This is a genomic window from Aeromonas sp. ASNIH2, from assembly GCF_002934795.1.
GTDB classification, from domain to species: domain Bacteria; phylum Pseudomonadota; class Gammaproteobacteria; order Enterobacterales; family Aeromonadaceae; genus Aeromonas; species Aeromonas caviae.
This window is the reverse complement of the sequence record NZ_CP026406.1, coordinates 202,368-218,709: the sequence shown is the minus strand read 5'-3', so window position 1 is coordinate 218,709 and position 16,342 is coordinate 202,368. Positions and strand designations below refer to the sequence as shown.

Sequence of the window (16,342 nt, the reverse complement as noted above, 5' to 3'; positions counted from 1 at the left end):
GTCTGCACCAAGGATGGCGCAGATAATTTAAAACAACCCCGCTTGTGCCGGATTGCAAGTGGATGTTTCATTTGTGACATAAACAATGATCGAATCTTTTGCTCAACTCTTTGAAGAGTCCCTGAACGCCGTTGAAACCCGTCAAGGTTCCATCGTCAAGGGCACTGTCGTTGCTATCGAGAACGGTTTCGTACTGGTTGATGCCGGTCTGAAATCCGAGTCTGCTATCCCGGCTGAAGAATTCAAGAACGCCATGGGCGAGCTGGAAATCAACGTAGGTGACTCCGTTGACGTGGCTCTGGACTCTATCGAAGATGGTTTCGGCGAAACCAAGCTGTCCCGCGAAAAAGCCAAGCGCCACGAAGCCTGGCTGCAGCTTGAAAAAGCTTACGAAGAGCAAGCTACCGTTATCGGTATCATCAACGGCAAGGTCAAGGGTGGTTTCACCGTTGAGCTGAACGGCATCCGTGCCTTCCTGCCGGGTTCTCTGGTTGACGTGCGTCCGATCCGTGACACCGCTCACCTGGAAAACAAAGAACTCGAGTTCAAAGTCATCAAGCTGGACCAGAAGCGCAACAACGTTGTTGTTTCCCGTCGTGCCGTGATCGAGACCGAGAACACCTCCGAGCGTGAAAGCCTGCTGGCCAACCTGCAAGAAGGTCAAGAAGTTAAGGGTATCGTCAAGAACCTGACCGACTACGGTGCATTCGTAGATCTGGGCGGTGTTGACGGCCTGCTGCACATCACCGACATGGCGTGGAAGCGCGTTAAGCATCCTTCCGAAATCGTCAACGTTGGCGACGAGATCGCTGTCAAGGTTCTGAAGTTCGATCGTGAGCGTACCCGTGTATCCCTGGGCCTGAAGCAGCTGGGCGAAGATCCCTGGGTTGCTATCGCCAAGCGTTACCCGGAGACCACCCGTCTGTCTGGCCGCGTGACCAACCTGACCGACTACGGCTGCTTCGTTGAAATCGAAGAAGGCGTTGAAGGCCTGGTACACGTATCCGAGATGGATTGGACCAACAAGAACATCCACCCGTCCAAGGTTGTCAACGTTGGCGACGTGGTTGACGTGATGGTTCTGGACATCGACGAAGAGCGTCGTCGTATCTCCCTGGGTCTGAAGCAGTGCAAATCCAACCCGTGGCAGCTGTTTGCCGAAACTCACGCCAAGGGCGACCGTGTTTCCGGCAAGATCAAGTCCATCACTGACTTCGGTATCTTCATCGGTCTGGATGGCGGCATCGACGGCCTGGTTCACCTGTCTGACATCTCCTGGAACAACCAGGGCGAAGAAGCCGTGCGTGAATTCAAGAAGGGCGACGAAATCGAAGCCGTTGTTCTGCAAGTGGACCCGGAGCGTGAGCGCATCTCCCTGGGCGTCAAGCAGATCGAAGAAGACCCGTTCAATAAGTACCTGTCTGACAACAAGAAAGGTGCTATTGTGAAGGGCAAGGTTACCGAGGTTGATGCCAAGGGTGCCGTGATCGAACTGGCTGACGGCGTAGAAGGCTACCTGCGTGCCTCCGACGCTGCTCGTGACCGCGTAGAAGACGCCACTCTGGTGCTGTCTGTTGGTGACGAAGTTGAAGCCAAATTCATGGGCGTTGATCGCAAGAACCGCACCGTAAGCCTGTCTGTCCGTGCCAAGGACGAGGCTGACGAGCGTGTTGCCATCGACAGCCTGAACCAACAAGAAGAAGTTGTGTTCAGCAATGCCATGATGGAAGCGTTCAAAGCCGCCAAGGGTGAGTAATCCTTGATGCAAGAAAAGGGCGGCATTGCGCCGCCCTTTTTTATCTTGGCAAAATGATTATTGCATGTGATCGGGGAAGGAGATTTAACCTTATGACCAAATCAGATCTCATCGAACAACTGGCAGCCAGCCGCATGCATATGCCGGCCAAGGATGTCGAAGCCGCTATCAAGGAGATCCTTGAGCAGATGGCATCGACCTTGCAAAACGGCGACCGGATTGAAATCCGAGGATTTGGCAGTTTCTCGCTGCACTATCGTGCGCCCCGCGTGGGTCGCAACCCCAAGACCGGGGACAAGGTTGAACTGACCGGGAAATATGTCCCGCACTTCAAACCTGGCAAAGAGTTGCGCGAACGCGTCAACATCATCGAATAATGCAGAAAACGGCATACCTGAGTATGCCTTTTTCATTTTTATGGCCTGGAGTCTGCCCGTTGTCGGGTTTCTCACACTCTTTTCCCATTCGCGCTAGAGTCTGCCTGTGATTTTAAGGATAATCAGTCACTCATTCGCTACAGACAGGGAGCTCCCATGAAGCGTATCTTGGCCCTCATTCCACTGGTGCTGGTGTTTGTCCTGACCCTTGCCATCGGTTCTCAAAATAGTCAGCTGGTGCAGTTCAACTACCTGATTGCCCAGGGGGAGTTCTCGCTCTCCATGTTGCTGGGGTTCTTCTTCGCCGGCGGTTTTCTGCTGGGCTGGCTGGTATTTGGTCTGCTGTTCCTGCGTCTCAAACTGCAAAATCGCACCCTGAACCGAACCATGCGTCGTCAATCTCGCGAGTTGGAGCTTGCCCGGTCGACAACCAAGGAATAATGTCCCTCGATGCTTGAACTGCTTTTCCTGCTGTTGCCCATCGCCGCCGGTTATGGCTGGTACATGGGCCGCAGGAGTGTTCGCCAGGACACCCAGCAACAGAGTAACCAGTTTTCCCGTCAGTACGTGGCGGGCCTCAACTATTTGCTCTCTGACGAGTCGGACAAGGCGGTGGATCTCTTTATCCAGCTGCTGGAAGTCGACAGCGAAACCATCGAAACCCACCTCTCCCTCGGCAACCTGTTCCGTCAACGGGGTGAGGTCGATCGCGCCATCAAGATCCATCAGAACCTGGTCGCCCGTCAGCTGACCCGTGAGCAGCGTCAGCTTGCCTTGCAGGAGCTGGCCCGTGACTTTCTGGCTGCCGGCTTGCTCGATCGGGCCGAAGCACTCTGGAAAGAGCTGTGTGATGACAGCGATTTCGAAGAGACGGCTCTGGCACAGCTCCTGATCATTCATCAGCAGTTGCGTGACTGGGACAATGCCATCGCCGTGGCGGTGCGTCTGCAGAAATTCCAGGGCAAGAAGCTGGCCGAGCCCATTTCCCACTTCTATTGCGAACAGGCGGAGAGTGCCTTGCGCGATGGCGACAAGCCTGCGGGCATCGCCAAGCTCAAGCGTGCGCTCGGTGCGCACCCGGCCTGTGCCCGCGCCAGCTTGCGGCTGGCCGATCTGGCGATGGAGGAGGGCAGGTTCGAGGATGCGGCCAAGGAGCTCCTGCGGGTGTTCGAGCAGGATATCGACTTTGCCTCCGAAGCCATGCCAAAACTGCTCGAATGCTATCGCCAGCTTGGTCGCAGCCAGGAGCTGATCCCGCTGCTTGAAAAAGCGGTAGAGGAGCATGCGGGGGTCAGCGTGACCCTGGCGCTGGCCAATCTGGTGGAGGCCCGCGATGGGTTGAGCCAGGCTCGGGCCCTGGTGCTGCGCCAACTGCGTCGCCACCCCTCCATGAAGGGCTTTTATCAGCTGGTCGGTTTCCAGTTGGCCAGTGCCGAGGAGGGGCCTGCCAAGGAGAGCCTGGAGCTGCTGCAACAGCTGGTCGGCGAGCAGATCAAGATCAAGTCGACCCACAAGTGCCGTCAGTGCGGCTTTGCCACCCATTCGCTGTTCTGGCAATGCCCTTCCTGCCGGCAGTGGGGCACCATCAAGCCGATCCGAGGGCTGGATGGGGAGTAAACGCCAGCGAGGCCAACACGCCCGGGCGAGCACGGATACCCAAGAATTTCAGATGCCAGCGTGCAACCGGGCCCCGGCTCTGCTGCGCCTGGCTGTGGCATAACAATCCATAGGAAGTGACATGCAAGACCCCAAAGTACTGGTCGCGCTGGATTATCAGCACGAAGCCGACGCCTTTGCCTTCATTGAGCAGATCTCACCGGCCCAGTGCCGCCTCAAAGTAGGCAAGGAGATGTTTACCCTGTTTGGTCCCCAGTTCGTTCGTCAACTGGTGGCCAAGGGGTTCGACGTCTTCCTGGATCTGAAATTTCACGACATTCCCAACACCGTCGCCAAGGCGGTGGCGGCCAGTGCGGAGCTGGGCGTCTGGATGGTGAACGTCCATGCCAGCGGTGGCGAACGCATGATGCGTGCCGCCAGAGAGGCGTTGCTGCCATACGGCGACAAGGCGCCACTGCTCATCGGGGTAACCGTGCTGACCAGCATGGAGCAGTCCGACATGGTGCCCCTGGGTCTGGATGTGACGCCGGCAGAACAGGTGATCCGCCTGGCCACCCTTGCCAAGACGGCCGGGCTGGATGGTGTGGTCTGCTCCGCGGAAGAGGCGAGTGTGCTGAAGGAGCTGCTGGGAGCCGAATTCAAGCTGGTGACGCCGGGCATTCGTCCGAGCGGATCGGCTGCCGGTGATCAGCGCCGCGTCATGACGCCGCTGGCAGCGGTGGAGGCGGGTGCGGATTATCTGGTGATCGGTCGTCCCATCACCCAGTCCTCGGATCCCGCCGCCGTGCTTGGGGCGATCAATGCCGAGCTTTGCCGGTAACGGCGTCATGGGCGAATGAGCGCAGGCCGGATCCCAGATCCGGCCTGCTGCATTTTGGCCGTGGGCTGGCCCTGCCTATGGGGAGCTCAGGAGTGAACGGCCTGGGCGTCCAGACGAATGGGGAAGAGGCCGAGGAGCAGGCCGGCGAGTGCACCGATGAAGTGTGACTCGATGTGTACCCTGGCACCTATCAAGGCGGAGACAGGGCTCTCGCCGGCACTGTAAAAGTCCACACCGAGCTTGATGGCGACGCCCGCCAGCATCAGCCAGCCGGAGTGACGGCGAAAGCGGATGTCCTGCATGGCACCCCATACGAACAATCCGTGCAGCAGGCCGGAGAGTCCCATGTACCACTGGGTTTGCGGGCAGCCCCACCAGATGCCGAGTCCGACCGCCGTTCCCAGCAGCAGCAACAGCACGGGCAGGCGCCATCCCGTCAGGTACTCCTGAAACAGGCTGTAGAGCACGGCCAGACCGCTCAGGTTGAGCAGCAGGTGCCATCCATTGGTGTGTGCCAGATTGCCTGTTATGATGCGCCACCCTTCGCCCTGGGCGATCAGGTCGCGATCGAAGGCGAGCTGATGATTTGGCACGGTGAAAAAGAGCAAGGCAGTGACGAGCGAAAGCGCGATGACCCAGAGCAGACCCGATTTTCCTGACAACATGAAGCAGCCCAACGACAAAGAGAGCCGATACTGTACACGCTGTACCCGGGCCCTCAAAGCGTGCCTGTGCGATTATATTCAGCGGGTGCCGAACCTGGCTGCGCTCCATATCCTGCAACACCCTGCCGAAGTAGGTCACCCCAAGGGGACGGCTGCGTTGCTGGCGGCGTCCCTGACCGATGTGCGCATCCATGTGGGGGAGGACTTTTCCGACGACGAAGGGCTCAATGCCTTGCTTGCCGACCCCGCTGTCCAGTGCTACGTGCTGTGGCCCGATGAGGAGGCCCTGACCCTGATAGAGGCAAGGGAGCATCTCCTGAGGCGTGGACGCACCGTGCGAGCCCACTTCATCCTCCTCGATGGCACCTGGCGCAAAGCCTACCGCATGTTGCACAGCTCGCCTGCACTGCTCGGGTTGCCGCGGATCACCCTCGGCGCCATTGCCGGGCAATATTCCATTCGCAAGAAGCCCTTTGAGGAGGCATTGTCCACCCTGGAAGCGGGCTACCATCTGTTGTCCCGGTGGGAAGGAGAGCCTGAGCGCTTCGCCCCGCTGATGACCCTGTTTACCCATTTGAACCGGCAGTGGCATGACTTTGCACAAGGCCGCCGCCGTTGAGTTGCCCAGAGGAGTGAAAAACATGAAAAAAGCCGTCGTGGTCTTCAGTGGCGGGCAGGACAGCACCACCTGTCTGGTGCAGGCACAGGCCCGCTATGACGAAGTGCATGCCATCACCTTCGATTACGGCCAGCGCCACCGGGCGGAGATTGACACCGCCCGCCATCTGGCGACGGCGCTCGGGATCGCCGCCCACAAGGTAATGGATGTGACCATGCTCGGGGAGCTGGCCATCTCTGCATTGACCCGGGACGACATACCGGTGAGCTTCGAGCTTCAGGAGAACGGCCTGCCCAACACCTTCGTGCCGGGACGCAACATCCTGTTCCTGACCCTGGCGGCCATCTATGCCTATCAGGTGGGCGCCGAGGCCGTGATCACCGGGGTGTGCGAGACCGACTTTTCCGGCTATCCCGATTGCCGCGACGACTTCGTCAAGGCGCTCAATCAGGCGGTTTCCCTGGGGCTGGATCGCCCCATCCGCTTCGAAACCCCCCTGATGTGGCTCGACAAGGCCGAAACTTGGGCGCTGGCGGATCATTACGGTCACCTCGATACCGTGCGTCATCAGACGCTCACTTGCTACAACGGAATCCAGGGAGATGGTTGCGGGGCCTGTCCGGCCTGCGAGCTGCGTCGCCGTGGCCTGGATCACTATCTGGCTGACAAGACCGGCATCCGTGCCAGACTTTACGAGAAGAGCGGACTGGGCGAGAAAAGCGGATCCTGAGCCTGTGCCTAGCCCGGGTTTGGGGTATAATCCGCCCCTTTTGCAGCAAGTCGTGACCAAGATGCACTACCCAATCAACGAGATCTTCCAGACCATCCAGGGGGAGGGGGTATTTACCGGCCTGCCCGCCATCTTCGTTCGCCTTCAGGGCTGCCCGGTGGGCTGCCCCTGGTGCGATACCCGCCACACCTGGGTGGTGGACCCCGAGCGTGAGGTGGCCCCTGGCGAGGTGCTCGATCGTTCCAATGAGTCCGACGGCTGGAGCAAGATGAGCACGGAAGATATCCTGGCCAGCTTTACCCGGCTAGGTTACCGAGCCCGTCACGTGGTGTTGACCGGTGGTGAGCCCTGCCTCTACGACTTGCGCGAGCTCTCTTCGGCCCTGGTGGCATCGGGTTATCAGGTGCAGATCGAAACCAGCGGGACCAGCGAGGTGCTGACCCATGAGCAGACCTGGGTGACTGTTTCCCCCAAGATCGGCATGAAGGGTGGGTTGCCGGTGCTGGTCTCTGCCCTCGAGCGGGCCAACGAGATCAAGCACCCGGTGGCCACCGAGCACCATATCGAGGAGCTGGATGCCCTGCTGGCCACCGCCCGGCTGCGCCCCGATGTGATGATTGCGCTGCAACCCATCAGCCAGAAAGCCAGGGCCACGGAGCTGGCCATGGCGACCTGCATCGCCCGTAACTGGCGACTCTCCATCCAGACCCATAAATACCTGAATATCGATTGATATGGATGGACTCAGCGATGAGCGCATCTTGCTGACGCTGGCCAGCAAGATGCCTTACGGGAAATACAAGGGGCGGCGCATCATCGATATTCCCGAGCCCTATCTGGTATGGATGGCGCGAAGCGGTTTTCCGGCCGGTACCCTGGGCCAATCTCTGGCACTGGCCTACGAGATAAAGCTCAATGGACTCGAGTCCATGATTATTCCCATTATTAACAGGATGTCGGAATGAGAATATATACAAGGCAAGGGGACAAAGGGCTCACGCGACTTGCCGATGGCACTTCCCTGGCCAAAGACGATAAACGTGTCGAGACCTATGGCGCCATCGACGAGCTGAATTCCCAAATAGGCTTGTTGATGGCTGAAATACCCGTCGGGGAGAGCACACTCCTGGCCGATCTCATATTGTTGCAGCAGGAGCTGTTTGATCTGGGCGGGGAGCTGGCATTTTCCAGTGAATCGCAAACGGATACGCTGTGGCAGGTGAACGAGGCTTGGACGAACAGGCTCGAGCAACAGATCGATGCCTACAGTGCCGGGTTGCCGGTGCTGCGCAATTTTATTTTGCCGAGCGGTTCGCGGGCGGCGGCCCAGGCACATGTGGTACGTACCCTGACCCGTCGCTGCGAGCGTCTGCTGCTTGGGTTGAGCCGCGTAGAGCGGGTGAATCCGGCCGTTTTGCCCTACCTCAACCGGCTGAGCGACTGGTTTTTCACCATCGCCCGATACCTGCTGGTATCGTCGGGTACCCCGGAGATCCTCTGGGTCAAGGCGGCTGACAGAGGCTGACAACCGCTCGAAGCAGCAATAAAAAAACCTCGCCTTGCGAGGTTTTTTTATTGCTGTGGAAAGGGGCCTGATATTGCTGTCAGATGGCAAAGGCTTCCACGGATTTGCCTTCGGCAACGGCCTTGGCAATGACCGAGGGCATGCGGCCCTGACCGGTCCAGGTTTTTTCCACGCCATTGTCCAGATAACGATATTTGGCGGGGCGGGGCGCACGTTTGCTGACCTTGGTATTCTCGGGAACCACGGTGTTGACCAATTCGGCGGGATCTATCCCTGCGGCCCTCAGCATTTCGGCATATTCGGCAATTTTCTTTTGATGCTCTTCACGGGCCTGGCGTTCGGCGGATTCATCTTGTCGACGTTCATCGACGATGGCGGAGAGCTTTTCCAAGCCTTCTTCCAGTTGTTCCAGCGTCAAATCGCGGCAAACTGCACGCAGGCTACGGATATTCAACAGCACTTTCAGAAATTCGTTCATATTGGCTACCACGCGAGCAAAATATTAAGGGAAGAACTGGTTTTTCGATAATTTATAGGGGTGTTTGGCACCAAGTCAAGCCTGCCCAAATAATTAATTAGGCTGATAAATTAAGTCTTGAAATAGGTATGAAGGATATTTTTATCCGTTTGATGGGCCAACATCTTCGAATGGGTTTATGTCAGATGAAAATATCGCCAGCGGAGTCTTTGATGAACCATTTGACTATCTTTGAAGATGTGGGTGCCTCAGAAACCTTGAAATTTAATCAAAAAACTTGCTATCACCCGGCGGCTCGATAAAATGTGCCGCGAATACCTTTAAGTAGAGGCGCGCTGCCTATGAGTAACCGAGCGGAGGGTGATGCCTGCGATGCTCGATGAAAGGAGTCGGCGCCGAAGTGACCAGGCCATCATACCGGGTTGCTGGTTCTGCATCTAATAGGTGCAGGACTGCCATAGTCATCCACTATGGAGCGCTACCTGAAGGGGCTGAGGAGTATACCCTCCCCATGGGTTTTGTTTCTTTGATCCTCTCGGTAGATCTCCACCTGTTGTCTTTAGGTGCAAAGAGATCATGGACATCGTTCATTACGCCGACTCCGGTTGGTCCGTCGTTCCTCCCCTGCTGGCCGTTGCGCTGGCGATCATCACTCGCCGCGTCCTGGTGTCGCTGGGGGTGGGCATAGTCGCAGGCAGCTTGCTGCTCAACCAGTTTTCTCCCCTTGCGTCCCTGCATTACATGCTCGATACCGTGCTCAGGATCTTCTGGGTCGACGGTGCGCTCAATCGTGACAACGTCAACATGATCCTCTTCATGTTGCTGCTGGGCGGCCTCATCAGCCTGATGAGCGTCTCCGGTGCGACCCGGGCGTTTGCCGAGTGGGCGGAGCGCCGCGCCAAGACCCGCAAGGGTGCCAAGTCCCTGACCGGTCTGATGGTGTTTGCCTTCTTCATCGACGACTTCTTCCACAGCCTGTCGGTGGGGGCCATCTGCCGTCCGGTGACTGATCGCTTCCAGATCTCCCGCGCCAAGCTGGCCTATCTGCTGGACTCCACTGCCGCGCCGGTCTGCGTGCTGATGCCGATCTCCTCCTGGGGGGCCTACATCATCGCCCTCGTCGGCGGCATCATGGCGGCTCATGGTCTGACCGACCAGAGCCCCATCTCTGCCTTCGTCGAAATGATCCCCATGAACCTCTATGCGGTGTTCACCCTGATCATGGTGCTGGTGGTGATCGCCTTCCAGCTCGACATCGGCCCCATGCGCCAGCATGAGCAGTGGGCACTGGAAGGCAAGCTGTGGGACGAGTCCAAGGGGCGCCCCATCGGGCTCGACATGGAGAGCCCGGAGGAGAGCAATGGCGGCATGATTGACATGGTGCTGCCCATCCTGACCCTGACCCTGGCCACCGTCTATTTCATGATTGACTCCGGGGCTGCGGTGCTGGCCGACAAGGGGCTGCCGTTCAGCGTGCTCGGCTCCTTCGAGAACACCAATGTCGGCTCCTCCCTGGTCTATGGCGCCCTGTGCAGCCTGGTGGTCTCCATCGGTCTGGCCATGCGCCTCAAGCTCGGTGCAAGCAACTGGATGAAGGCGGCTCCGCAGGGGATCATGGCCATGCTGCCCGCCATCAACATCCTGCTGTTCGCCTGGACCATCGGCGCCGTGGTGCGCGATGTGGAAACCGGTAAATACCTGGCCTCCCTGGCCAATGGCAATCTGCCGGTGGAAGTGCTGCCCGCCGTGGTCTTCGTGCTCTCCTGCGCCATGGCCTTCGCCACCGGCACCAGCTGGGGTACCTTCGGCATCATGCTGCCGCTCGCCGGTGACATGGCGGCCGCCAGCGACATCAGTCTGATGCTGCCCATGCTGGCCGCCGTACTGGCAGGGTCCGTGTTCGGGGATCACAGCTCCCCCATCTCCAGCACCAGCATCCTGTCTGCCACCGGGGCCGGTTGCCATCACATCGATCACGTGATGACCCAGCTGCCCTATGCCCTGGCCATCGCCTTTGGCGCGGCGCTCGGCTACCTGGTGATGGGGCTGATGCACTCCGCGCTGGCCGGTTTCACCGTGAGCGGGCTCTGGTTCCTGATCTTCTCCGGTTACCATTTGCGCAAAGCCCGGGCGTATAGCGCCGTGGCAGTCGCATAAGAGAACAAGGGGCCTGCGGGCCCCTTGGTTTTGGCAGGGGCTTTGGTTAGCATGCGCCCCATCACTCCCGTTTCGGAACCTCATCATGGCTTCACTGCACTACAAATTTGCCACCATGAACTCAGGCAAATCGACCCAGCTCATCCAGGCCCACTTCAACTATCTGGAGCGTGGCATGTATCCGCTGGCCATGACGCCCGCCATCGACGATCGCTTCGGTGCCGGCGTCATCAGTGCCAGGGTCGGCCTTGAGCTGAAAGTGGAGGTGTTCAGCGACAGCTGCGATCTCTTCGAGATGGTCAAGGCGCGCCACGCAAAGCGGCACATCGATGTCTTCATCGTTGACGAGGCGCAGTTCCTGACCCGTGAGCAGGTCTACCAGCTCGCCCGCATCGTCGATGAGCAGGACATTCCGGTGATCGCCTATGGCCTCAAGACCGATTTTCGCGGTGAACTGTTCCCCGGCTCCTACCACCTGCTCTGTCTGGCGGACAAGTTCGAGGAGTTAAAAAGCATCTGCTGGTGCGGCAACAAGGCCCACATGAACTCGCGGGTCAACGAGGCGGGGCAGGTGATGCGCGACGGTGAGCAGGTGGAGATCGGCGGCAACGATCGCTATGTGTCGCTCTGCCGCAAGCACTATCTGGAAGGACGGGCCTTCAAGTAACCCGTGGCTGGCTCGTGCAGCCTGGACACCAAAGAGGGCGCCCATCTGGCGCCCTCTTTGTCTGTGGGGGTCAGTCGATCTCGATGTCCACAGGGGCGATGATGGGGTCGGCCGCCGGCAGGCGGTGGAAGAGCTGGCGAAAATGCTGCTGTACCCGGCCTATGTCCACCAGGGACATGCCGGAAGCGAAGCCGAACCAGACGTAGAGCCCGGTGAGGTCGCGAAACATGGGAGGGAGGTAGCGGGGGGCGTCGATGAGCCCCTCCAGATAGTGCTGATAGAGCACGGGGATGTCGTCCAGGGTCACCTTGCCGACGAACAGCATGGGCAGGATCTCCGGCACCCCCTCCAGCACGGCGCTGCGAATGAAGTTCACCGTCTCCACATAGCCCTTCACATAGGAGAGATCCTTGGTAAAGCAGGCGCCCCCCTCGACCATGCCTCCGCGAAACACCCGCTGGGTGATCTTGTAGGCGTCGTGCTCGCTGGCCCCCTTGGCCACGAAGTGGCGGAACACCTCGATGAAATCGGCGCCACGCTCCGCCATGTCGATGGCCATGACCCGATCCGAGATGCGCTTGGCCCTGTCCGGGAAGGAGCTGAAGGTGAGGGTCTCGATGAGTACGGCCAACCCCTCCTGACAGGCGGTGATGCGGGGCGAGCCGGCGCCGAGCCAGGTGGCGTAAGATTGCTGACGGCCGTTGAGGGTGGTGCCGACGTGAACCCAGCCTTCGTGTACCTCCAGCACCTGCAGATCGAGTTCCGAGAAACGGGCGTGGGAGTTGAGCTTGATGTAATCCCCCCCGGCGGCGGCATCGGAGACGATGCCATCGCTGAGCTTGACCTGGACTGTGCCGTCGCTGAAGTAGCTCGACAGCTTGCCCTGCAACCTCGCCACCGCGGCTTCCCCCTCGAACTCCTTGGGGTAGGGACGCACCAGGTGGCGGGCGCCGGGCAGGGAGAAGATATCGCACAATCTGGCCCCCAGCTCCTTCAGGGTCTTGCGATCCCCGCGCAGGTGATCGCTTGCCGAGCCGTAGAGGCGCTGGCTGTAGCGCTGAAAGTCCGGCTGCCCGCGCTGGCGCAGCATCTCGATGACCACCATGTACTGATCCACCGTCTCTTGCAGGATCCGGCCGAGATCGTCCTGGGGGCCGAGGCGCCGGCGGATCCTGTCCCTCAGCTCCTTGAGCTCAAGGTACTTGTTGCGGGGATCGAACCCCAGGGGGAGGGATTCATAGAAGTGCCTGTCGATGGCGGGCAGTGCCTTGCCGCCACTTGCCAGAAAGTCGCTTTGCAGGTGACGGGGCCATTTGATGGCATCCAGGATGCGGATGGGTTTTTGCAGGGCGAGCAGTTCATCCGAGAGGGATTTGAGGTGCAGGCGATACTTTTCTTGGATGGTCATCGGGCTCTTTGGAGGCGAGTGCGCTACGAGAATGGCTGAGTATAGGCACAGGGCCTGTCAAAAAGAAGCGAGACGACGGGGATCCGGCCTGTGTGCTTTTGGTTGTCTGAAAATTGGTTTAGACTGCGCCCCTTGATCTCTACCGTGTCGTGAAAATGATGAATATCCCCAGCTCTGAAATGATAATGCGTTGGTTGCAACAGGCCCGGATCGAGCACTATGTGTGCGATCAGTGTCATGGCATCCACATGGTCTCCCTGCAGTCCGTCGAGGGCATCCAGGAGAGCCGGATCTTCGTGGAAGAGGAAGGGCTGCTGTTCTCATCCGAGCTGGAAGTGCGCCCCTCATCGCTGCTGCCCCTGGTGGCCGAACTGGGTCGTCTCAACATGCAATATCCGTCCCTCAAGGTGTTCCTCGACATCATCGATGACAACCTGCCACGCCTCGTTGTGGGTCACACCGTCTTTACCAAGGCGGGTCTCACCGTCGAGCAGTTCCTGCTGTTCGTTGAAAGCACCACGGCAGCCACCCATGAAGTGGTTTCCGAATGTGAACGCCTTGGCTTCCTCAATCTGCCGGAAATCCAGGTCGCACCGGAATCCGTTCACTGACCTCAGCACCTGAACTGTGCGTTTAATGTGCGAACGGTTCGCTGCGGCTAAAAAGCCGTTGACGGCGGCGGGGCTTTCCCCTAAATTACGCCCCGTTCCAGCGCAACGGCGCAGCGGACACCGTGTTGGCTGAACACGTTAAACCACAGACAAAAATTTGGTGCGGTATCCGAGAGGCTGCCCACCGACGAAGTCGGCAAGATGCACGCACAGCGCGCTCCGAAAGCCACTTCAAGCAGTAAAAATTTGGTGAGGTGTCCGAGTGGCTGAAGGAGCACGCCTGGAAAGTGTGTATACGGCAACGTATCGAGGGTTCGAATCCCTCCCTCACCGCCAAATAAAACAAAAGGCCCCGTCGCAAGACGGGGCCTTTTGTTTTTCCGGTAACCGGCAATCTGGTCTCTACCCGGTATCGACAGGCGGATGGACTAGCCCTGCTGGAGTGGCATAGGCCGTACACCGGGCGACACCGGGATGTAGTCTGGTCAATGCCTCCCTTGCTGTCAGGTTTATCCTGATCGGTTTATCGCTCCCTAACCTTGTCCCATCCCGTTATCTCTTCAACCTGGAGACATAGGGGATATTCCGGTACTTGTGCTCCCAGGGCAGGCCGTAGCCCACCAGCAGGTCATCGCTCGTCATTTCATAGGCATAAAACTGCTCGGCGGGGATAGCCACGCGCCCTGGTTTGACAAACAGGGTCGCGATGGACAGGGAACGTGGCGCGAACGCCTGCAGGTGCGCGACCAGCCGCCTCATGGTACCCCCCGATTCGATGGCGTCGTCCATCAGGATGACGTCTCTGCCCTGTATGCCGACATTGTTGTGAAAGACGATGGGAGAGGCATTGTGGCGCTCCCCCGGAGTGTGGGGGCAGGAGATGTAGTCCATGGCGATATCAAAGCGCAGCGCCCTGACGACATCGGCGGTAAACAGCATGCCGCCCGGCACCACGGTGATCACCACCGCCTCCGTGAATCGCTCGTTGAGCCGTTTGGCGATGACCTCGACGCCGAGCGCAATGTCCTCGGTATTTAATACCACGTCGCCGAAAACAGGGTTTCTCATGGCAGCTCCTGACAGGTTGTAGAAAGAGGGGTGGCCCGGGGTGCCAGCCCCACGCCTCTGCTGAGGAGCAGGGCCAGCACCATCAGCAAGACGACGCCGTGGAGGGCTGCCGGCAGGCCGAAGGCGTCGGCGCCAAAGCCGACCAGGGCGGGGCCGGAGAGCACGCCGACATAGTCCTGGGTGGCGTCGCTTATCTGCGCGTTCAGTTTGGCTAAGGGGATGATGGAGGCCCAGGCCGCCGTGGCAAAGCCCGAGCAGAAGAAGGTGGCTCGGGTGGCGAGCCGCTCACCCCGGGGCCGCCGGCTGGAGAGTGTGGACAACATGGGGTCTCCTTGGATGACAATCGAAGGAGGGGCGGTGCCTGGGATCCTCCGAGCGAGGAGGTCATGCTATGATCATTTAGAGTTCATGTGAACAAAAATGATCTTGTATTTGTTTGTATGTGTTCATTGTGGCGATATGATGACCGCGATCAGCATGCATACATCCGAGGTAACAGCATGATCACGCTCATCATCACGGACATGGACGGCACCTTCCTCATATAGCAGGGGGGATAACAACCGAGCCCTGTTTGCCGAGGTGGTTGCCGCCATGGCGCAGCAGGGGATACATTTCGCGCCCTGCACGGGAAAACAGGTCGATCGGGTCGAGGCGCTGCTGGACAACGCCCTGGGCCTGGCCATCATCCGTCGGTTGGAGCGTCTGCCGGGCGAGCATATCGTCATCGCCAATGCCGGCGTGCACAAGGGGACAACGGTGGCCAGGTTGCAGCAGCTGGTCGGCGCCGGTCGTCATGAGACCCTGGTCTTTGGCGACGGGCTCAATGACATCGAGCTGATGGCGTGCGCCGACTTCAGTTTCGCCATGCGCAATGGCCACGACGGACCAAGGATGCCGCCCATTTCATCACCCGCTCGAACGATGAAGACGCCGTCATGCATACCATCTTGCAACTGCTCGCACTGCAGAGGCAGGGGGCGTGAGGCGGGCCGGGCGATGATCGCCCGGCCATTACAAGGGAACACCATGGACAAGTATTCACCGGAGGAGCGACGGCTCCTCATTCTGGATCTGCTGGCCGCGCACCACAAAGTGATGGCGGCGGAGCTGGCGGAGCCGCTGGGCACCACGGAGGCGACCATCAGGCGGGATCTGCGCTATCTGGCCGATGAGGGGCGCTGCAAGCGCATTCACGGTGGCGCCATCTCCCTGTCGCCCCAGACGGGGACCCTGACCGAACGCAGTACCCAGCATGTGGCGCAGAAGCAGGCCCTGGCCGTGGCCGCCCTGAGCCTGGTCAAACCGAACCAGCTGATCTTCCTGGATGCCAGCAGCACCCACCTGCTACTGGCCTCCCTCATGCCGGAACACCAGGGTCTGACTGTGGTGACCAACAGCCCGGCCATCGCCTGCCGGCTGCTGGAGAGACCCGGCATCAGGACCATCCTCATCGGTGGCGAGCAGGATCCGCTGGTCGGCGGGGCCGTCGACATCACGGCGGCCGAGGGCATCAACAAGTTCCGTTTCGACCTCGGCTTCCTGGGGGTCTGTGCCTGGTCCTCGGATCTTGGCTTCAGCGCCGTACATTACCAGGACAGCGAGTTCAAGCGCCGGGTCGCGGAGCGTTGCGGCTCGCTGGCGGTGCTGTGCAATGACGACAAGCTGGAATCCCTGGCCTCCTACCCCTTCCTGCACGCCGCGGATCTCGACTACCTGATCTGCACCCGGCAGGATCCGGTCCTGGTCAAGACGTTCGAAGGGGAGGGCTGCACCGTCATCACCGCCGGCTGATGCCGCCGCGAGAAGAGTGGGGAGAGGCCGGGGGTTGGAAGCGGCCCATA

General features: G+C 59.5%; 19 protein-coding genes, 1 tRNA gene and 1 riboswitch. Of the genes, 15 read left to right on the top strand and 5 right to left on the bottom strand.

Annotated elements, in window-relative coordinates:
• Positions 1 to 85: 85 nt before the first annotated feature.
• The 5 genes from rpsA to pyrF all read left to right on the top strand — a co-directional run bounded on the left by rpsA (position 86) and on the right by pyrF (position 4,570).
• On the top strand, positions 86 to 1,756 hold the full coding sequence (gene rpsA / locus C3F36_RS01080; RefSeq protein ID WP_010675001.1) for a 30S ribosomal protein S1: 1,671 nt from the start codon (positions 86 to 88) through the stop codon (positions 1,754 to 1,756).
• Between the two features lie 92 nt (positions 1,757 to 1,848).
• Complete coding sequence (ihfB, locus tag C3F36_RS01075; protein ID WP_005299934.1) at positions 1,849 to 2,133, top strand: integration host factor subunit beta; 285 nt, start codon at positions 1,849 to 1,851, stop codon at positions 2,131 to 2,133.
• A 156-nt stretch (positions 2,134 to 2,289) separates the two neighbouring features.
• On the top strand, positions 2,290 to 2,574 hold the full coding sequence (locus C3F36_RS01070) for a LapA family protein (RefSeq protein WP_104454284.1): 285 nt from the start codon (positions 2,290 to 2,292) through the stop codon (positions 2,572 to 2,574).
• A 9-nt stretch (positions 2,575 to 2,583) separates the two neighbouring features.
• Positions 2,584 to 3,750: a lipopolysaccharide assembly protein LapB gene (lapB, locus tag C3F36_RS01065; RefSeq protein ID WP_104454283.1), complete on the top strand. Its 1,167-nt coding sequence runs from the start codon at positions 2,584 to 2,586 to the stop codon at positions 3,748 to 3,750.
• 121 nt (positions 3,751 to 3,871) lie between these two features.
• Positions 3,872 to 4,570 carry an orotidine-5'-phosphate decarboxylase gene (pyrF, locus tag C3F36_RS01060; RefSeq protein WP_052816464.1) on the top strand — a complete coding sequence of 233 codons (699 nt, stop codon included), beginning with the start codon at positions 3,872 to 3,874 and terminating at the stop codon, positions 4,568 to 4,570.
• Between the two features lie 86 nt (positions 4,571 to 4,656).
• Here pyrF and rrtA read toward each other — a convergent pair whose 3' ends face one another.
• The gene (gene rrtA, locus C3F36_RS01055; protein ID WP_223915160.1) at positions 4,657 to 5,235 is read right to left on the bottom strand and encodes a rhombosortase; all 579 of its coding nucleotides are present in this window, start codon (positions 5,233 to 5,235) and stop codon (positions 4,657 to 4,659) included.
• Here rrtA and C3F36_RS01050 point away from each other — a divergent pair.
• The 5 genes from C3F36_RS01050 (at position 5,201) to C3F36_RS01030 (ending at position 8,109) form a co-directional block, all read left to right on the top strand.
• A complete protein-coding gene (locus C3F36_RS01050; RefSeq protein WP_174722086.1) occupies positions 5,201 to 5,854 on the top strand; it encodes a tRNA-uridine aminocarboxypropyltransferase in 654 nt (217 codons plus the stop codon). The two genes, rrtA and C3F36_RS01050, sit on opposite strands and share 35 nt — an antisense overlap.
• Before the next feature lie 22 nt (positions 5,855 to 5,876).
• Positions 5,877 to 6,584 carry a 7-cyano-7-deazaguanine synthase QueC gene (gene queC / locus C3F36_RS01045; RefSeq protein WP_010674995.1) on the top strand — a complete coding sequence of 236 codons (708 nt, stop codon included), beginning with the start codon at positions 5,877 to 5,879 and terminating at the stop codon, positions 6,582 to 6,584.
• A 61-nt stretch (positions 6,585 to 6,645) separates the two neighbouring features.
• Entirely contained in the window at positions 6,646 to 7,317 is a 672-nt protein-coding gene (queE, locus tag C3F36_RS01040) for a 7-carboxy-7-deazaguanine synthase QueE (protein ID WP_010674994.1), read from the top strand.
• Between the two features lies 1 nt (position 7,318).
• Positions 7,319 to 7,549, top strand: a complete 231-nt coding sequence (locus C3F36_RS01035) for a DUF3820 family protein (RefSeq protein ID WP_039038687.1) — start codon at positions 7,319 to 7,321, stop codon at positions 7,547 to 7,549.
• Positions 7,546 to 8,109: a cob(I)yrinic acid a,c-diamide adenosyltransferase gene (locus C3F36_RS01030; RefSeq protein ID WP_104454282.1), complete on the top strand. Its 564-nt coding sequence runs from the start codon at positions 7,546 to 7,548 to the stop codon at positions 8,107 to 8,109. Before C3F36_RS01035 ends, C3F36_RS01030 begins: the two co-directional genes overlap by 4 nt.
• Before the next feature lie 79 nt (positions 8,110 to 8,188).
• Here the strand turns inward: C3F36_RS01030 and C3F36_RS01025 are convergent, their stop codons facing one another.
• Positions 8,189 to 8,587: an H-NS family histone-like protein gene (locus C3F36_RS01025; protein WP_010674991.1), complete on the bottom strand. Its 399-nt coding sequence runs from the start codon at positions 8,585 to 8,587 to the stop codon at positions 8,189 to 8,191.
• A 317-nt stretch (positions 8,588 to 8,904) separates the two neighbouring features.
• Positions 8,905 to 9,076, top strand: a riboswitch (Lysine riboswitch).
• An 87-nt stretch (positions 9,077 to 9,163) separates the two neighbouring features.
• Between C3F36_RS01025 and C3F36_RS01020 the strand changes: the two genes are divergently transcribed.
• Positions 9,164 to 10,744, top strand: a complete 1,581-nt coding sequence (locus C3F36_RS01020; RefSeq protein WP_041211545.1) for a Na+/H+ antiporter NhaC family protein — start codon at positions 9,164 to 9,166, stop codon at positions 10,742 to 10,744.
• An 85-nt stretch (positions 10,745 to 10,829) separates the two neighbouring features.
• A complete protein-coding gene (locus tag C3F36_RS01015; protein WP_010674989.1) occupies positions 10,830 to 11,411 on the top strand; it encodes a thymidine kinase in 582 nt (193 codons plus the stop codon).
• A 70-nt stretch (positions 11,412 to 11,481) separates the two neighbouring features.
• On the opposite strand, the gene C3F36_RS01010 is transcribed toward C3F36_RS01015, so the two are convergent.
• Positions 11,482 to 12,819, bottom strand: a complete 1,338-nt coding sequence (locus C3F36_RS01010; RefSeq protein ID WP_010674988.1) for a flavohemoglobin expression-modulating QEGLA motif protein — start codon at positions 12,817 to 12,819, stop codon at positions 11,482 to 11,484.
• 155 nt (positions 12,820 to 12,974) lie between these two features.
• Here C3F36_RS01010 and C3F36_RS01005 point away from each other — a divergent pair, with 155 nt between their 5' ends.
• Both C3F36_RS01005 and C3F36_RS01000 read left to right on the top strand, forming a co-directional pair.
• The gene (locus C3F36_RS01005) at positions 12,975 to 13,430 is read left to right on the top strand and encodes a YbjN domain-containing protein (RefSeq protein WP_160839247.1); all 456 of its coding nucleotides are present in this window, start codon (positions 12,975 to 12,977) and stop codon (positions 13,428 to 13,430) included.
• A gap of 248 nt (positions 13,431 to 13,678) precedes the next feature.
• Positions 13,679 to 13,766, top strand: a tRNA-Ser gene (locus C3F36_RS01000).
• Between the two features lie 216 nt (positions 13,767 to 13,982).
• Here C3F36_RS01000 and C3F36_RS00995 read toward each other — a convergent pair.
• Both C3F36_RS00995 and C3F36_RS00990 read right to left on the bottom strand, forming a co-directional pair.
• Entirely contained in the window at positions 13,983 to 14,498 is a 516-nt protein-coding gene (locus tag C3F36_RS00995; protein ID WP_042863965.1) for a phosphoribosyltransferase, read from the bottom strand.
• The gene (locus tag C3F36_RS00990) at positions 14,495 to 14,821 is read right to left on the bottom strand and encodes a hypothetical protein (RefSeq protein ID WP_104454281.1); all 327 of its coding nucleotides are present in this window, start codon (positions 14,819 to 14,821) and stop codon (positions 14,495 to 14,497) included. The genes C3F36_RS00995 and C3F36_RS00990 overlap by 4 nt, the downstream gene beginning before the upstream one ends.
• 271 nt (positions 14,822 to 15,092) lie before the next feature.
• Between C3F36_RS00990 and C3F36_RS23545 the strand changes: the two genes are divergently transcribed.
• Positions 15,093 to 16,292, top strand: coding sequence for a DeoR family transcriptional regulator (locus tag C3F36_RS23545; RefSeq protein WP_199769639.1), 1,200 nt, complete (start codon positions 15,093 to 15,095; stop codon positions 16,290 to 16,292).
• The last annotated feature ends 50 nt before the right edge of the window (positions 16,293 to 16,342 follow it).

Bases quoted from the DNA above. Each gene is read 5' to 3' on its own strand.
- C3F36_RS01035 (WP_039038687.1), top strand. From the start codon at position 7,319: ATGGATGGACTCAGCGATGAGCGCATCTTGCTGACGCTGGCCAGCAAG.
- C3F36_RS01050 (WP_174722086.1), top strand. From the start codon at position 5,201: ATGACCCAGAGCAGACCCGATTTTCCTGACAACATGAAGCAGCCCAAC.
- C3F36_RS01025 (WP_010674991.1), bottom strand. From the start codon at position 8,587: ATGAACGAATTTCTGAAAGTGCTGTTGAATATCCGTAGCCTGCGTGCA.
- C3F36_RS00995 (WP_042863965.1), bottom strand. From the start codon at position 14,498: ATGAGAAACCCTGTTTTCGGCGACGTGGTATTAAATACCGAGGACATT.
- C3F36_RS01030 (WP_104454282.1), top strand. From the start codon at position 7,546: ATGAGAATATATACAAGGCAAGGGGACAAAGGGCTCACGCGACTTGCC.
- ihfB (WP_005299934.1), top strand. From the start codon at position 1,849: ATGACCAAATCAGATCTCATCGAACAACTGGCAGCCAGCCGCATGCAT.
- lapB (WP_104454283.1), top strand. From the start codon at position 2,584: ATGCTTGAACTGCTTTTCCTGCTGTTGCCCATCGCCGCCGGTTATGGC.
- C3F36_RS00990 (WP_104454281.1), bottom strand. From the start codon at position 14,821: ATGTTGTCCACACTCTCCAGCCGGCGGCCCCGGGGTGAGCGGCTCGCC.
- C3F36_RS01015 (WP_010674989.1), top strand. From the start codon at position 10,830: ATGGCTTCACTGCACTACAAATTTGCCACCATGAACTCAGGCAAATCG.
- C3F36_RS01005 (WP_160839247.1), top strand. From the start codon at position 12,975: ATGATGAATATCCCCAGCTCTGAAATGATAATGCGTTGGTTGCAACAG.
- rrtA (WP_223915160.1), bottom strand. From the start codon at position 5,235: ATGTTGTCAGGAAAATCGGGTCTGCTCTGGGTCATCGCGCTTTCGCTC.
- C3F36_RS01010 (WP_010674988.1), bottom strand. From the start codon at position 12,819: ATGACCATCCAAGAAAAGTATCGCCTGCACCTCAAATCCCTCTCGGAT.
- queE (WP_010674994.1), top strand. From the start codon at position 6,646: ATGCACTACCCAATCAACGAGATCTTCCAGACCATCCAGGGGGAGGGG.
- rpsA (WP_010675001.1), top strand. From the start codon at position 86: ATGATCGAATCTTTTGCTCAACTCTTTGAAGAGTCCCTGAACGCCGTT.
- C3F36_RS23545 (WP_199769639.1), top strand. From the start codon at position 15,093: ATGGCGCAGCAGGGGATACATTTCGCGCCCTGCACGGGAAAACAGGTC.
- C3F36_RS01070 (WP_104454284.1), top strand. From the start codon at position 2,290: ATGAAGCGTATCTTGGCCCTCATTCCACTGGTGCTGGTGTTTGTCCTG.
- queC (WP_010674995.1), top strand. From the start codon at position 5,877: ATGAAAAAAGCCGTCGTGGTCTTCAGTGGCGGGCAGGACAGCACCACC.
- pyrF (WP_052816464.1), top strand. From the start codon at position 3,872: ATGCAAGACCCCAAAGTACTGGTCGCGCTGGATTATCAGCACGAAGCC.
- C3F36_RS01020 (WP_041211545.1), top strand. From the start codon at position 9,164: ATGGACATCGTTCATTACGCCGACTCCGGTTGGTCCGTCGTTCCTCCC.